This window comes from Streptomyces sp. NBC_01351 (assembly GCF_036237315.1).
In the GTDB taxonomy this organism is placed as follows: Bacteria; Actinomycetota; Actinomycetes; order Streptomycetales; family Streptomycetaceae; genus Streptomyces.
The window spans coordinates 373,362-387,788 of the sequence record NZ_CP108356.1 but is presented as its reverse complement, the minus strand read 5'-3'; the positions used below and the strand labels follow the sequence as shown (position 1 = coordinate 387,788).

The window sequence follows — 14,427 nt, the reverse complement described above, 5'->3', positions numbered from 1 at the left end:
AGCCGGCCACCACGCCCGGCCTTCCTTCGTTCCTTCCTTCGTTCCTTCCTCCGTTGCTTCCTTCCTTCGTTGCTTCCTTCCTTTCAAGGACCCTGATGACCCTCACCGAACAGCCCGCCGCGGCGGCTCCCGCCCGCCAGGTGCTCCCGGCCGAGGAGCGGTACGCCGCCGAACTCGCCTTCCTCGCCGCCCAGGACTCGGGCCCCCGGCCGCCCGGCTGGGCCCTGACCCCGCGCGCCGTCGTCACCTTCGTCTGCGGCAGCGACGGAACGGAGCTCGCCCTGCCGGGCGGCGGCGCCAAACTGGCCATCGCCCCCAAGTTCGTCGGCGAACGCGCCCTGGTCGAACGCTGCGTGGTCACCCTCGCCGGAGAGCGCGGGCTCCTGCTCACCGGCGAGCCCGGCACCGCGAAGTCCATGCTGTCCGAGCTGCTGGCCGCCGCCGTCTCCGGAACCAGCGCCCTCACCGTCCAGGGCACGGCCGGCACCACGGAGGACGCCTTCCGCTACGGCTGGAACTACGCGCTGCTGCTGGCCCAGGGGCCGAGCGCCGGAGCCCTCGTCGACTCGCCGGTGCTCTCCGCGATGCGGACCGGGCGGGTCGTGCGCGTCGAGGAGATCACCCGCTGCCTGCCCGAGGTGCAGGACGCGCTCGTCTCGATCCTGTCCGACCGGCGGGTCAGCGTGCCCGAACTGACCTCCACCGAGGACGCGGTGGTCAGCGCGGCCCCCGGCTTCACGGTCATCGCCACCGCCAACCTGCGCGACCGCGGCGTCAGCGAGATGTCCGCGGCTCTGAAGCGGCGCTTCAACTTCGAGACCGTCGAACCGATCGCCGACGCGGACGCGGAGGCCGCGCTGATCCGCCGCCAGGCCGTCGCGGCCGTCCAGCGGGCCGGTGCGCCCTTCGCGGTGGACGATGCCGTACTCGACGCGCTCGTCACCGTGTTCCGGGACCTGCGGGGCGGGCGCTCGGCCGAAGGGTGGGACGTCGAACGGCCCGGTACGGTCATGTCCACCGCCGAAGCCGTGCAGGTCGCGGCCTCGCTGGGGATCTCCGCGGCGTACCTGCCGGGCGGGGACGCGCTCGACCTGCTGCCGGGGCACCTGCTGGGCGTGGTCCGCAAGGACGATCCCGCCGACCACGGCCGCCTCCTCGGATACTGGGACGGCCCCGTCCGCCGCCGGGCCGAGGACGGCTCGGCGATGTGGCGCCGCCTGTGGGACCTGCGCGGGAGCCTGCGTTGACGGCCGACCCGCGGGCCGCCCTGGACGCCCTCGCCTCCTCCCGCACGCCGTACCTCCTCGGTGTGCGCCACCACAGCCCCGCGCTGGCGGCGGTGGTCCCGGCCCTGCTGGACGCCTCCGGCGCGGACGTGGTCTGCGTGGAGCTCCCGGCGGACTTCCAGCCGTGGCTGCGGCACCTGGCCGACCCGGAGACGCAGTCCCCGATCGCCCTGGCGGGCACCTCCGGGGACGGCCGCCTCGCGTTCTACCCCTTCGCGGACTTCTCCCCGGAACTGGCGGCGATCCGCTGGGCCGCCACACACGGCGCGACCGTCCTGTGCTGCGACCTCCCGCTGTCGTCCGCCGCCCGAATCCCAGGAACCCCTGCCGAGCGGGGGACCCCGTCCGGGTCCCGAACCCCTGCCCCGGGCCCGGACCGGGATGTGGATCGGGCCGGGAGCCCGGACCCTGAGACGGCCGTCTTGGATCTGCCCGTACCGAAGCAAGCCCCGGCGGCGTCCGGGCCGGGCACGGGCTCGGCTCCGCAGCCCGGCGCGTCCCCGGACGGAAACGTCCCTTCCCGTGCCCGGGTCGGCTCGGGTACGGAACCGGCGCGGGGAGGTTCCTTCGCGGACGGCCTTGCCGCCGCCGGGACCGGGCGGGACGGGGAGGACTTGTGGGACCGGGCCGTCGAGGTGCTCGCACCCGGCTGCGCCCCGGAAGCCGTACGGCGTGCCGCGCTCGGCGTCGGATGGGCGCTCCGCGCGGACACCGCCGACGTCCCGGCGACGGACCTGGCCCGCGAAGCCCACATGCGCGAGGTGATCGCCGACGCCCTCGCCGCAGGCCACCGTGTGGCCGCCGTGATCGGAGCCTTCCACGCCCCGGCCCTCCTGACCGTACCCACCGCAACCGGCCCCACCGCCGCAGTTCTCGGCAGGGTGCCGACGGCCACCGAATCCGGCCCGGCCGCCACACCTCTTGGCGTGGTGCCCGCGGCCGCCGGAACCGCCTCTGCTGCCCAGCTTCCGGGTGGGGTGCCGGCGGACACCGAATCCGGTTTCGCTGCCTGCCTTCCCGGCGGTGCGCACGCGGATGCCGGATCCGGCTGCACTGCCACGGTTCCAGGTGAGGCGTCAGCAGCCATCGAATCCGGCTCCGCCGTCACGGTTCCCGGCGGTGCGCGCGCCGAAGCCGTCGCGGCTGCGGCAGCCGGGGCCGGGGAAGGTGCCCCGGCCGGCACGGCGCGCGGGGCCGGCTCTGCCCTCGAGGGGCAGCCCGGCGTCGGCTCGGCCGACTTGGGCACGGGCCGTGCGGCTGCGGCGGGCGTGCCCGGTCACGGGGACGGTGCCGAGCCGGCGGCAGGGGTCGGGGGGAGTTCCCCGCAGGCCGCGGGCCCCGGGGTTTCCGCCGGCGGGGAGACGGGCCGCCGGGCTGCCGCCGGGGTGGCGGTACGCGCGCGGCGGGGCGGCGTGGGGCGGGGCGCCGTCGGGGCGGAGGCCGGCGGGGAGGTCGTCACCTCTCTCGTGCCCTACTCCTTCGACCTGCTCGACTCCCGCTCCGGGTACCCCGCCGGCATCCGGGATCCGCTCTGGCAGCAGGCCGTCCTGGAGGCCGGAGGGGCCCCGGACCGCCTCCGGGAGGCCGCCTCACACGCGGTTACCCGGCTCTGCCGGGAGCTGCGCCGCGCCGGGCACACCGCAGGTACCGGCGAGGCCGCCGAGACCCTGCGGCTCGCCTGTGACCTGGCCGTCCTGCGCGGCCTCCCCGCACCCGGCCGCGGCGAGCTGCTGGAGGCCGTCACCACCGTGCTCGGCCAGGGCGAACCCCTCGGCCGGGGCCGCGCGCTGGCCCGCGCCCTGGAGGCCGTCCTCGTCGGCACCGGCCGCGGGCGGGTCAGCCCGCACGCCCCGCGTTCCGGCCTCGGCCCCGCCGTGGAGGCCGAACTGGCCGAACTGCGGCTGCCCGGCCCCGACGCCCCCGCCGGCGCCCCCCGCGAGCTCCGCCTCGACCCGCTCCGCTCCGCCCTCGACGCCCGCCGGGAGGTGCTGCTGCAGCGGCTCCTCGTCTGCGGCGCCTCCTACGGTGAGCCCGCCCCCGTGGCCGCCACCGGCGACGCCGCCGCCCTCGGCACCAAATGGCGGCTGTCCTGGACGCCTTCCGTACCGGCCCGGCTCGACCTCGCAGGCTGCCGCGGAGTCACCGCCGCCCAGGCGGCCGCCGGAACCCTCCGCGACACCGCACGCCGAGCCGCCGCCGACGGCGGGCCGACCCCGGCACAGATCCTCGCCGGGCTCGCCGCCGCCGCGCGGTGCGACCTGCCCGCGCTGGTCGACGTACGCCTGCACGAGGCGGCCACCGTCCTGCCGCAGACGGCAACCCTGCCCGAACTCCTCGACGCCCTCGACCTCCTCGACTCCCTTCACCGCGGCCACCTCCCCGGCACCTCCGCCGAGTCCCGCGCCACCGCGGCCGCCCTCACCGCCGACCTCCTCGAAGCGGCCGTACGCTCCCTGCCCGGCCTCGCCGGCAGCGAGGACCCGGCCGACGCGGCCGCCCTCGTGGCCCTCGCCGACCGCGCCGCCGCCCGCCACCTGGGCCTGCGCACGGACGACGCGCTCGCCGCCCTGGCCGCCACGGCCTCCCCGCTGATGCAGGGCGCGGCCCTGGCCGTACGGGTCCTCCTCGACCTCGACCCGGCCGCCGAACTCGGCGACCGCGCGGCCGGATGGATCGACGGCGCGGCCACCCCCGACACCCGGCGCGCCCTGACCCGCCGGCTCGGCGGACTCCTCACCGCCGCCGGGCCGCTGCTCCAGGCCTCCCCGGCCGCCCTCACCCCGCTCCTCGACCGCGTCGAGCACCTCGACGACCGGCTCTTCCTCGACCGCCTCCCCGCCCTGCGCGGCGGCTTCGACGCCCTGTCGCCCGCCGCCCGCGACCGGCTCCTGCACACCGTCACCGAACGCCTCGGCGACCGGATCGACCTCACCCTGGATGCCCCGCCCGCCCTGCTCGCCCTCTGGGCCGCCGCCGACGCGGCCGGACTCGCCGCGGTCGAGTCCCTTCCGCTCCCCAGGGCGCAGGCCCAGGTCCCCACCCTTGAGCCTGAGCCTGAGCCTGAGCCTGAGCCTGAGCCTGAGCCTGAGCCGGCGGAGCCGCCGCGCCGGCCCGTCCCGTCGCCCCACACGCGGCTCGTCCCCGCCGACCGCTGGCGGCTGCTCCTCGGCCGTGAACGCGACCGCCTTCCCGCCGGAGCCCGCCGCTACGCCCATTCTCTGGACGAGCTGTACGGCGCGGGACGCGGCGAGGGCGCCTCCGAGGCCGGCGGCGCCGGCGCGGGCCGGGGCGGCGGCCAGGAGGCCTCGTTCCCCACGGCCCGCGAGTGGTCCGAGGAACTGGAGTCCCTGTTCGGCGCCGACGTACGGGAAGAGGTGCTCGCCGGGGCCGCCGAAGCGGGCCGCACCGACGTACTCGCCCACCTCGACCCGGCGACCGTACGGCCCTCGGTGGAGCTCCTGAGCTCCGTGCTCTCCCTGGCCGGCGGTATGCCGGAAGCCCAACTCGCCCGCCTGCGCCCCCTGGTGCGGCGACTGGTCGACGAACTCGCCAGGGAACTGGCCACCCGACTGCGCCCGGCCCTCTCCGGCCTCGCCACCCCACGCCCCACCCGCCGCCCCGGCGGCACCCTCGACCTGGCCCGCACCCTGCGCGCCAACCTCGCGCACACCCGGCGCCGCGAAGACGGCAGCGTGGTCGTCGTCCCGGAACGGCCGGTGTTCAGCACCAGGGCGAGCCGCGAGGCCGACTGGCGGCTGGTCCTCGTCGTCGACGTATCCGGTTCCATGGAGGCCTCCGTCATCTGGTCGGCCCTGACCGCCGCCGTCCTGGGCGGCGTCCCGACCCTGTCCACCCACTTCCTCGCCTTCTCCACCCAGGTGGTGGACCTCACCGACCGGGTGGACGACCCGCTCTCACTGCTCCTGGAGGTCCGGGTCGGCGGCGGCACGCACATCGCGGCCGGGCTCGCCCACGCCCGCTCCCTGATCACCGTCCCGAGCCGCACCCTCGTGGTCGTGGTCAGCGACTTCGAGGAGGGCGCTCCGATCGGCGGACTCCTCGGCGAGGTGCGGGCGTTGGCCGCCTCCGGCGCCCACCTGCTGGGTTGCGCCGCGCTCGACGACGCCGGCACGCCCCGCTACAGCGTTCCCGTGGCCCGGCAACTCGTCGCGGCGGGCATGCCGGTGGCCGCCCTCAGCCCCCTCGCCCTCGCCCGCTGGGTGGGCGACCGCCTCCGTGGAGAAGCCAGTTGAGCACCGAACTGCCCGCCATAGCCCCCGAGGTGCTCGCCGAAGCCGTCGAGAACCTGACGGCACGGCTGCGCAAGAAGCTGGACGCCGCCGCCGATGCCTGCGGCGCGGGCGCCACCCGTACGGCGGACGGCAGCGTCACCGTCCGCTTCGGCGAAGACGCCCTGGTCACCCTGAAGCCGGGCCCGGACGGCACGGTCGGCCACGCCGAACAGGCCACGTGCAGCTGCCTGCTGGCGCCCCGCTGCCTCCACCGCGCCGCCGTCCTGGCCGCGTCCCCCCTGGCGGACCCACCCCCGGAAGCCGCCGACCCGACCCCGAACCCCGGTGCGGCCGGGGCCGCCGCGGACTGTGAGGGTGCTGAGCCCACCAGCCCCGATGCAGGGCCTGCAGAGAACCCCGAGGCCCCTTGGCCTACCGCCGACGCTGGGCCCGCAGGGAACCCCGAGGCCGCTCGGGCCACCGCCGACGCCAGGCCCGCCGCGCCGGGCGAGCCCGCTGGGGACCGCGAGGATGCCGAGGCCGCGGGGCCTGCCGCGCCCGCCGGCAACGCTCGCCGCGCCGCGCTCGCCGCGCCCACCGGCAACGCCGGGCCGGCCGCCAACGCCGCGGGCTCCACGCCGCCGAAGGCCCTCACCTCCGCCCAGGTCGGCGCCGCCGCCGGGCTTTGGCTGGCCGGGGCCGAGGCTCTGGCCGCCGGAGTGACGGCCGGCGGAGCCGTGGTACAGGCCGAGTTGCTGCGCGCGGCGCACACCGCACGCCTCGCCGGGCTGCCGGGCGCCGAGGCGGCCGCCCTCCGGGTGGTACGCGGCCTGCGCGCTGCCCGCGAGCGCCGTGCGGGCCAGCGGCTCGGCGACCTCACCGGAGCCTTTCGCGCGCTCCTGCACACCGCGGCCCTGCTGGCCGCCGGCTCCGGCGAGCCCGGCACGGCCCGCCGCGCGTACGCCCCGGGCGGCAGCCTCCAGGTGCACGGGCTGTGCCGGGAACCCGTCCTGTCCGCCACCGGGTACGGGGGAGTCGTCACCCACCTGCTGGCCCCGGACGGGTCCCGCTACTCGATCGCCGACGTGCGCCCCGGCGGCCTCGCCCGCGCCCGCGGAGCGGGAACCGCCTCCGTGGCCCTCGGCGGCGCCGTCCTCGACCAGGCGGGGCTCGCCCGCGGCGGTCTTCGTATCGTCGGCGCGACGGTCTCCCCGGAAGGCCGGCTCGGCGCCGGGCGCGAGGTCAGGGCGACCCCGCTGCCCGGTACGTCCTGGAGCGAGGGCCCCGCCGCCGCCCTCTTCGCCCGCCCGGCGGCCGAGGCCGTCGCCGAGCTGCTCACGGGCCAGGCGGACCCGGCTGGCCCGGCCGACCCGGCGGCAACCGAGTCCCCGCTGATCGGCTGCGACGTCACGGTCGTCGGGGCGGCGGGCGAGCACCTCCTGGTGCGCGAGCTGCGCGAGCACGCCCCGCTGCTGCGGCTGCTGCCCGCGCACCCCCACCCCGAGCTGCCCCACGTCGAGAACCTCCGCCGCCTCGGCTCGTACCCCGGACTCGCGCTCCGCGTCCTCGGCCGCCCCGACCTGGACCGCGCCGCCACCCTGCGCCCCCTCGCCGTCGGCCCGGTGCCCGGCGCGGAGCACACCCTGCGGCTGCCCGAGGAGTGGCTGGGCCGCGCAGATCTCGGGTACGACCGCCTCCAGGGTGGTCACTTCCCGGCCCGGCCCGACGCCCCCGAATCGGCCCCCGTACCGGTCCCCGAGCCGATCCCGGAGCAGGCCCCCGAGCCGGTCCCCGTATCCGGCCTCCAGGACCCGCTCGCCGACTCCCCGCTGTGGCGGACCCGTCGGCTCCTCGAAACCGGGGTCGCGGGCGGCCGCCGAGCCGTCGCCGAGGCGGCCCGCGCGGACGCGCCCCTGGCGGCGTACGGCCCGCTGCGCCGGGCCGGGCTCACCGCGGCCGCGGACCTGGCCGCCGCCCTCGCGGCCGAGGCCGACCGCCGCCCCCGTGACGCCTTCGGCCGCCTCGCCGACCCCTCCGCCGACGGCTACGCCCGGGCCTGGCTGGCCGCGGCCACCCACCTCGCGGCAGCGGAACGCCTCCTGGTGGCCGCCTCCTGGGCGGCTACCCGCTGAGCAGCCAGGCGCGCAGCGCGCCGACGTCCGCTCCGGTGAGACCCCGACCGGGATCGACGCGGAACAGCAGGGCCCGGCCCGGGTGGTGGGAGGCCACCCAGGCCCGGTCGGCGGCGCTGATCTCGTCGTCGACCCAGACGAAGGGGCGACCGGCGGCGTGCCCGACGAGGGCGGGGGTCTTCCAGTGGATCCTGCCGGGCCCGCCGTGCCCGCGGTACCCGCCGCCCCCGCCGGGCTCGTCCTCCTCGGACGGCTCCGGCCACTCCACCACCGGCAGCTCCGGCAGGCCGAGCAGCGGCGCGAGGCACTCGTTGGCCTCCTCCATCCACGTCGTGGCCCAGACCAACGCGCACGGCAGCGCCTCGAGCAGGGGCCCGAGCGCGCGATCGACCCTGGCGAGCAGCGGATTGGCGTCGGTTCCCCGCGGGTACGGGCCGGCCCCGAAGGGGATGAGTGGTCCGTCGACATCGAGGTAGAGCAGCGGGCGGGCCGCGAGTCCGGTCATGGCGCCACCGTAGGCCACCTGCGCGCGGGGACCACCTGCACCGGGCGTTGGACTAGCGTCACCGGAGTGACGGAGAACGTGGGTGTGATCGAACGGTTGTGGCGGTATCCGATCAAGTCCACCGGTGGTGAACGGCTGCGCAGCGCGGAGGTCGACCACCGGGGCATGGTGGGCGACCGGCTGTACGCGGTGCGGGACGCGGAAGGCAAGTTCGGCTCGGGGAAGAGCACGCGGCGCTTCCGGCGGATGGACGGTCTGCTGAACCTGAGCTCCCGCTACGCGCAGGGCCCCGCCGGGGAGCCGGGTACGCCGGAGCTGATCGACCATCAGGGGCGCGCGGTGGCCGATGCCACGGCTTACCTCCGCGCATATCTCGGGCGTGACGATGTCGAGTTGGCCCGCGAAGGCGAAATCTCGCACTTCGACCAACTGCCGCTCAGCGTCCTCACCACGGCCACCCTCGACTGGATACGCCGAGAGGTACCGGACGTCCCGACGGACGAACGCCGGTTCCGGCCGAACATCTTCGTGCGCACTCCGCCCGGTACCCCGCCGTTCGTCGAGGACGAGTGGGTCGGGCGCAAGGCCCGTGTGGGATCCACGGTGCGCATCGAGTTCCTGCGCTCCAGCGAGCGCTGTGTGATGACCAACCAGGCCCAGCAGGAACTTCCGCACTCGCCGTTGATCCTGAAGACCATCGTCACGGCGCACGGCAACCGGCTCGACATGCTCGCCGGGGTCGTCACACCGGGAAGGGTCCGGGTAGGCGAACCGGTCGTGCTCGAATAGCGGGCGCGATCATGGGGGCGTGAGGTGGGACCGCGGGAGGTGCCGGGGGCCGTCGTCACGGAGAGCCGGTGCCCCTCGGCCACCACGCGTCCCAGAGCGCGCAGTGGTGTTCGGCCCGCGCGTCCACCGTACGGATCCCCTCCGCGCCCGGCGCCAGTGACAGCACCGAGTCCGGCGCCCGGTACCGCGGCCACTGCGCGCCGCCCGGGCTGCCGGTCCGGGCGAACGCCGACCAGTAGCCAATCATCCGGTCCGCCAGCTCCCGCTGCGGCGCCGCCAGGGGAGCCATCGTGAACAGGTAGGGCAGTTCGAAGCCGTGCGAGGCCCCGTACGGGAGCCCGGCGACCTCCGGCAGCCCCGTGAAGTTCGGCGCGTCGCGGTCGCTGAACCGGTAGCCGTACGTCGGCACGTGCCGGGCCAGCGCTCCGCTGTCCCGCAGCGTCGGGCAGGTGAACGAGGCGTCGGACAGCAGGGTGGCCCAGGCCACCGCCGGCGTCGGGTGGCCGGACACCGGGTAGGCCGCCTCGACGACCCGCGCGGTCGCGGCGCCGAAGGACTGCTCCAGCCGGGCCCGGTAGGAGGCCTCGTCGGCGACCGGATGGGCCGCGAGCGTCTGCGCGACGAAGATCCGCATCTCGTCGAGCGTGGTGCCCTGCATCACCGGCACCCGGTGGAACCGCCCGCCTTCCAGGGCGCGTCGGGGCTCCAGCGGCAGCAGGCCCTTGCCGTAGGGGACGAGGGAGAACCGCTGCATCAGCTCGGGCGTCGCGAGCGTACGGGCGTCCAGGCTGCGCAGACAGTCCACGACCCCGCCCGCCGGCCGGTCGCAGCCGAGCCGCCCGGCCGCCTCGGCCCCGTCCGCGACGACCCGGCCCTCGGGGACGAAGGGCTCGTACGTACCGAGGTCCGGCAGCAGCGACCGCGCGGGCATCGTGGTCGAGCAGGAGCCGCTCTGCACGATCGCCTTGTGGAACAGGCCCGCGGAGGCCGGGGAGACGAGGTGCGCGCACACGCTGAGGGCGCCCGCCGACTCGCCGAACACCGTGACGTTGTGCGGGTCCGCCCCGAAGCGCGCCGCGTTCGCCCGCACCCAGCGCAGCGCCGCCTGTTGGTCCGCGAGGGCGAGCGCGGGGGCCCCGCCGAGCTCCGGGTGGCCGAACAGGCCGAAGACGCCCAGCCGGTAATTGACCGTCACGACCACCACGCCGCCCCGAACGGCGAGCGGCTCGGGCCGGTAGAGGTCGCCGGCGCCGTTGAGGAAGCCGCCGCCGTGGAACCACACCATGGCGGGGAGCGGCCGGGAGTCCCCGCTCCTCGGGGCGGGTGCCGTCGGCGCGGTGACGTTCAGGAACAGGCAGTCCTCCGAACCGCTCGGCCCGCCCGTCCCGATCGGCGGCAGCTGCACGCACCGCGACCCGGCGGCCCCCGCATCGCGGACGCCCGCCCACCGGGCCGCCGGCCGCGGCGGCAGCCAGCGCAGCGCGCCCGTCGGGGGAGCGGCGTAGGGGATGCCCTCGAAGGTCCGGTACGAGCCGTGCGCCCGCCCGCGGACCGGCCCCCGATCGGTGTCCACGACGAGGGGTCCGGGCGCGGGAAGGGGCACGACGGCAGGCGCAGGCGCAGGGGCAGGCGTAGGCGTCGGCGCCGGGCCGGCGCCCGTCACTAGCAGCAGGACCGCGGGCAGGACGAGAGCCAGGAGCGGTGCGGACCACCGCCGGCGGACGGCATGCATGTCGGGCACGGCTGACGGCCTTTCCCCGTGGGGACTGGTCGGGCCCCCGTTTGCCCGCCCCGAATGGCGCAGCGAGCGGATTCAACCGTAAATGTAACAAAGCGTGCGCTTCCCATGACGCACGATGACCGCCGCGCGATGTGTAGACCCGTGCGTCGGCGAACGGAGCTTTCCATGAATGACCCCATCACCCTCGCGGCGACGGACCACGAAGACCGCCACGGGATCCCCGACACCGCCGCCGCACCGGAAGCGTCCGATCCGGTCGAAGCGTCCGAAGCGCCGGGCGTCCGGCCCATACGCACCCTGCTGGAAACGGCGGTCACCTGCCGCCCGATCGAAGAGGTCACCGCGCTGGTGAGCCTCCTCAAGGAGGACGCCAGCCTCCCGGACGCCGGACACGAAGCGCTGCGCACGGCCGCCGTCACCCGGCCCGTGCAGGACGTGCAGCGGATGGTCGCCCTCCTCGGCGAGCCCCCGCACGAGACGGTCGAAGCGGACATCACGCTGCGCGCCGCCGCCGTCGGGCGCTCGATCGAGGACGTCGCCCTGCTGGCGACCATCCTCGGCCACGAGGAGAACCGCGTACCGGACCGGCGGCGCGACGCGGTGGCGGCCTCCGCCTCGGCCTCGTCCTCGGCCGAGCCGGAGGCCCCCGCCGTGGTGTACGACGAGCTGTACGAAGAACCGTACGAGCCCGCCTACGCGGAGATCTACGACGCCCCGTACCATCAGCGGCCCGGGCGCACCGCCCCGGCTTCCGTGCCGGTCGCCGAACCGGCGGGTCGTTCCCAGGTGCTGCGGCACGTGCTGCGCTGGCCCGTGGCGATCGCCCTGCTGGTCAGCGGCGCCCTCCACCTGCCCGCGGACCTGGCCGCCCTGCCGTCCGCGACCCCGGGGCAGTGGCTGCCGTTGCTGGTCACCGTGGTCTGCCTGGGACTCGGCGCGCTGCTGGCGCTCCGGGACACCGCCGCGGTGTGGCGGGCCGGAGCCGTCGCCGCCCTCGGTGTCGTCGCCCTGCACGTGGTGGGCGGCGTCGCGGACTTCGACCCGCTGGCCGGGGCGGTGGGCGGCTCGCTGGCGTGGGCGGGTGTCACCGCGATGCTGTGCGCGGCGGCCGGCGCCGTCCTCGCCGGCCTGGCGCTGAGGACCGGCCAGGAGAGCTCGGCCTGACCCCGGCCGACCCGATACGAAGCGGCACCCGGCGCTCCGAGCGCGGGGTGCCGCTTCACGTGGGCCCGCACGGCGGGCGTGGCGACACGTTGACATTATGCAGGTAATTACCTGCATAATGGAGAGGTGAGCCTCGAACCGAGAGAGGTGGACTCGGTGTTCAAAGCGCTGGCCGATCCCACCCGACGACTCCTGCTCGACCGGCTGCGCGAGCAGAACGGCCAGACGCTGCGCGAGCTGTGCGAGCACCTGGACATGGCGCGCCAGTCGGCGACACAGCACCTGGACGTCCTCGGACAGGCCGGCCTCGTCACCGTCGTGCGGCGCGGGCGAGAGCGGCTGCACTACCTCAACCCGGCGCCGATCCACGAGATCGAGGAGCGCTGGATCTCAGGGTTCGACAGGCCCCGGCTGCAAGCGCTCGGCGCCATCAAGAACAAGGCAGAGGAGTACGCCATGACCCGCGGAAGCACGACCGTGCCGACCTACGTCTACGTCACCTACATCCGAGCCGACGCGCGGCAGGTGTGGCAGGCCCTGACCGATGCCGACCTGACGGCGCGCTACTGGGGGCACGCCAACGTCTCCGACTGGCAGCCCGGATCGACCTGGGAGCACCGGCGGGTCGACGGATCGGGCGCCGTCGACGTCGTCGGCCGGGTGATCGAGTCCGAGCCCCCGACGCGGCTGGTCGTCACCTTCGAGGACAACCCCGACGTCGAACCGGCGCGCGAGCCGTCCGTCGTCACCTTCCTCGTCGAGCCGCACGAGGACATCGTGCGCCTCACCGTCACCCACGAGAACCTCCCCAACGAGGAGATGCTCGGCGGAATCTCGCGCGGCTGGCCGGCGGTGCTGGCGAACCTCAAGTCGCTGCTGGAGACCGGCGAGGTCCTCCCGCAGGCCCCGTGGGAGATGTCCCCGTCGCACACCTGAGGCGGCCGTTGCCCGCGGCGCCATCACCCGACCGGAAGGGAACAGTCATGCAGGACACCGCCGCACTGCGGGACGCCTACCGCGAACTGCTGTACGCCGCCGAAACGGTCGCCGCCTCCGGCGACCCGAGCCCCGTCCCGCCACCCGGGGAGTGGAGCGCCGACCGGATCCTGGCCCACGTGTCCCTCGTCGGGGCCGCCACCCTCGTCGCCGTCTCCTCGGTCGCGTCGGGCGCCGTCACGACGTACGACAACCGCGTGGCGCAGGACACCTGGACCCTCGACCGGGTCATCGCACTCGCCGGCGGCAACGAGGGGCTCCGCCGCCGCATCCGGGCGCAGGGGGAAGCCCTCTGCGCCCTCGGCGGACCGGCCCTGAGCGAGGCCGAACTCGACACGCAGGTACCCACCCTGCTGCTGTCCAACGGCGTGGTCCTGGTCGACCGCCCGCTCCCGCTGCGGGACCTCCTCGCCGGCCTCGCGGAATCGGAGCTGCCGGGCCACGCGAAACAGCTCCTGGCCCTCCTGCCGGCCTGATGCGGCAGGCGGGCCCTAAGGGGCACGACGGGTGCGGGTCCAGGTCAGCAGCTCCTCCGCCGACCAGGTGTTGATCACGCGCTCGGGCGGCACCCCGCACTCCACGGCCCGTTCGCAGCCCAGGATCTGCCAGTCCAGCTGGCCCGGGGCGTGCGCGTCCGTGTCGATGGCGAAGAAGGTGCCGGACGCGACGGCGAGCCGCAGCAGCCGGCGGGGCGGGTCCAGCCGGTCGGGGCGGCTGTTGATCTCGACGGCGGTACCGGCCTCCGCACAGGCCGCGAAGACGGCCTCGGCGTCGAACCGGGACTCCGGCCGCGTCCGCCCCGTCACCAGCCGCCCCGTGCAGTGGCCCAGTACGTCCATCAGCGGGTTGCGCACCGCCGCCAGCAGGCGGCTGGTCATCGCGGGCGCGTCCATCCGCAGCTTCGAGTGCACCGAGCCGACCACGAGGTCCAGCCGCTCCAGCAGCTCCGGCTCCTGGTCCAGCGAACCGTCGTCGAGGATGTCGCACTCGATGCCGGTCAGCAGCCGGAACGGCGCCCAGGCCTCGGCCAGTTCGGCCACCACCCCGAGCTGCTCGCGCAGCCGCTCCGGGGAGAGCCCCCGGGCGATCGTCAGCCGCGGCGAGTGGTCGGTGAGGACCGCCCACTCGTGGCCCAGCGCGGCGGCCGCCCGCCCCATCGCCTCGATCGGGCTGCCGCCGTCCGACCAGTCCGAGTGCATGTGGCAGTCCCCGCGCAGCGCCGCCCGCAGGGCGGTGGCGGCAGGGGTGGCAGGCGGTGCGTCGGGGAGGGCGGCGGCCTCGTCCTCCAGGGTCCGGAGATAGGCCGGAACCTCCCCGGCGAGTGCCTCGCGTACGACCTGGGCCGTCTTCGGGCCGATGCCCTTGAGCTGCTCCAGGGAACCGGCGGCCGCCGCGCGCTCCGCCAGCTCCGGCCCGCCCATCGCCCCGACCGTGGCCGCCGCCGTCCGGAAGGCCCGCACCCGGTACGTGGGCGCCTGTGCGCGCTCCAGCAGGAAGGCGATGCGGTCCAGCGCCGCAACCGGATCCATCGCGCACCTCCTGGCTCCCGGACCCAGTGTCCGGCGCGGGAGGCACTCGCGCC

The 14,427-nt window shown here is 76.0% G+C and carries 10 protein-coding genes; 7 read left to right on the top strand and 3 right to left on the bottom strand.

The genetic code is table 11. The annotated features are described in order from the left end of the window. Positions 1–95 precede the first annotated feature (95 nt). From OG625_RS01950 to OG625_RS01940, 3 genes are read left to right on the top strand one after another with little or no spacing between them, the layout of a single operon-like run. Positions 96–1,247, top strand: coding sequence for an ATP-binding protein (locus OG625_RS01950; protein WP_329376289.1), 1,152 nt, complete (start codon positions 96–98; stop codon positions 1,245–1,247). After that, entirely contained in the window at positions 1,244–5,539 is a 4,296-nt protein-coding gene (locus OG625_RS01945; protein ID WP_329376288.1) for a DUF5682 family protein, read from the top strand. Before OG625_RS01950 ends, OG625_RS01945 begins: the two co-directional genes overlap by 4 nt. Next, positions 5,536–7,650, top strand: a complete 2,115-nt coding sequence (locus OG625_RS01940; RefSeq protein WP_329376286.1) for a hypothetical protein — start codon at positions 5,536–5,538, stop codon at positions 7,648–7,650. Before OG625_RS01945 ends, OG625_RS01940 begins: the two co-directional genes overlap by 4 nt. Here the strand turns inward: OG625_RS01940 and OG625_RS01935 are convergent. After that, positions 7,640–8,155, bottom strand: a complete 516-nt coding sequence (locus OG625_RS01935) for an HAD domain-containing protein (protein WP_329376284.1) — start codon at positions 8,153–8,155, stop codon at positions 7,640–7,642. The two genes, OG625_RS01940 and OG625_RS01935, sit on opposite strands and share 11 nt — an antisense overlap. Before the next feature lie 66 nt (positions 8,156–8,221). Between OG625_RS01935 and OG625_RS01930 the strand changes: the two genes are divergently transcribed. Next, on the top strand, positions 8,222–8,944 hold the full coding sequence (locus tag OG625_RS01930; RefSeq protein ID WP_329376283.1) for an MOSC domain-containing protein: 723 nt from the start codon (positions 8,222–8,224) through the stop codon (positions 8,942–8,944). A 55-nt stretch (positions 8,945–8,999) separates the two neighbouring features. On the opposite strand, the gene OG625_RS01925 is transcribed toward OG625_RS01930, so the two are convergent. Next, positions 9,000–10,517: a carboxylesterase/lipase family protein gene (locus OG625_RS01925; RefSeq protein WP_329376282.1), complete on the bottom strand. Its 1,518-nt coding sequence runs from the start codon at positions 10,515–10,517 to the stop codon at positions 9,000–9,002. 333 nt (positions 10,518–10,850) lie between these two features. Between OG625_RS01925 and OG625_RS01920 the strand changes: the two genes are divergently transcribed. The 3 genes from OG625_RS01920 (at position 10,851) to OG625_RS01910 (ending at position 13,321) form a co-directional block, all read left to right on the top strand. After that, positions 10,851–11,849: a hypothetical protein gene (locus tag OG625_RS01920; protein WP_329376281.1), complete on the top strand. Its 999-nt coding sequence runs from the start codon at positions 10,851–10,853 to the stop codon at positions 11,847–11,849. Between the two features lie 147 nt (positions 11,850–11,996). Beyond that, positions 11,997–12,785: an ArsR/SmtB family transcription factor gene (locus tag OG625_RS01915; protein WP_329390384.1), complete on the top strand. Its 789-nt coding sequence runs from the start codon at positions 11,997–11,999 to the stop codon at positions 12,783–12,785. A gap of 47 nt (positions 12,786–12,832) precedes the next feature. Next, on the top strand, positions 12,833–13,321 hold the full coding sequence (locus tag OG625_RS01910; protein WP_329376280.1) for a hypothetical protein: 489 nt from the start codon (positions 12,833–12,835) through the stop codon (positions 13,319–13,321). Between the two features lie 15 nt (positions 13,322–13,336). Here OG625_RS01910 and OG625_RS01905 read toward each other — a convergent pair whose 3' ends face one another. Further along, positions 13,337–14,374 carry a PHP domain-containing protein gene (locus OG625_RS01905; RefSeq protein ID WP_329376279.1) on the bottom strand — a complete coding sequence of 346 codons (1,038 nt, stop codon included), beginning with the start codon at positions 14,372–14,374 and terminating at the stop codon, positions 13,337–13,339. Positions 14,375–14,427 lie beyond the last annotated feature (53 nt).

Excerpts from the sequence above, each read along its gene's own strand:
- OG625_RS01920 (WP_329376281.1), top strand. The coding sequence starts at position 10,851 with ATGAATGACCCCATCACCCTCGCGGCGACGGACCACGAAGACCGCCAC.
- OG625_RS01910 (WP_329376280.1), top strand. The coding sequence starts at position 12,833 with ATGCAGGACACCGCCGCACTGCGGGACGCCTACCGCGAACTGCTGTAC.
- OG625_RS01905 (WP_329376279.1), bottom strand. The coding sequence starts at position 14,374 with ATGGATCCGGTTGCGGCGCTGGACCGCATCGCCTTCCTGCTGGAGCGC.
- OG625_RS01935 (WP_329376284.1), bottom strand. The coding sequence starts at position 8,155 with ATGACCGGACTCGCGGCCCGCCCGCTGCTCTACCTCGATGTCGACGGA.
- OG625_RS01950 (WP_329376289.1), top strand. The coding sequence starts at position 96 with ATGACCCTCACCGAACAGCCCGCCGCGGCGGCTCCCGCCCGCCAGGTG.